Raw genomic sequence first — 847 nt, forward strand, 5'->3', positions numbered from 1 at the left:
AGCTTCAGAGAGCTCACTTATTTTAACAACTGGCTGATCTTAGCTTTCCCGGCCATTCCTTTACAGCAAGGGAATACCGCTTTGCCAACCAGGATATACACCCATGCAATCCCATATGCAGTGCCTTGAAGGATTACCATTGCAAGGCTAGGGTCCGGCTATGGCTCTATCTTTCTAAATTGAGAGCCTGCCGTTGGGCTTGTAGCAATTCTTGGATCCCGGCTTGGGCCATCTCCAACATTTGTAGCAGTTGCGGGCGACTGAAGCAGGCGGCTTCGGCAGTGCCCTGGATCTCGATGAAGGATCCCTGCTCGTTCATAACAATGTTCATGTCCACCTCGGCTTGGCTGTCTTCCTCATAGCACAGATCCACAAGTACCTCTCCCTGCACAATTCCTACTGAAAGGGCCGCCACCTGCTGCCGCAGCGGGGATCCCTGGGCCGGATCCAGCGCCCCCTGTTTGTACAGCCAAGTGATGGCGTCGTGCAGAGCCACATAGCCCCCTGTGATCGCGGCGGTGCGCGTTCCGCCATCGGCCTGCAGCACATCGGCATCGACGGTGATGGTACGGGATCCCAGCTTGCGAAAATCCAAGGCGGCGCGCAGACTGCGCCCGATGAGCCGTTGAATCTCGGCAGTACGGCCCGATAGTTTCAACATTTCCCGCGGCTGTCGTTGTTGCGTGGCTCCGGGCAACATGCGGTACTCAGCCGTCAGCCAGCCTTGGCCGGTGTTCTGCAGAAAAGGGGGAACTTCTTCGGCCACACTGGCGGTGCAAAGGACATGGGTATGGCCGAACTTGACCAACACCGAGCCAGGGGCATAGCGGGTAAAGTGGCGCTCAAA

The 847-nt window shown here is 57.1% G+C and carries 1 protein-coding gene; it reads right to left on the reverse strand.

Features of this window, described 5'->3' with window-relative positions:
* Positions 1-166: 166 nt before the first annotated feature.
* Positions 167-847 (reverse strand): ribonuclease PH (gene rph, locus NW820_RS12920; RefSeq protein ID WP_414407711.1); only part of this gene is annotated, 681 nt, incomplete at its 5' end.

This window comes from Synechococcus sp. R55.7 (assembly GCF_047461955.1).
In the GTDB taxonomy this organism is placed as follows: Bacteria; Cyanobacteriota; Cyanobacteriia; order Thermostichales; family Thermostichaceae; genus Thermostichus.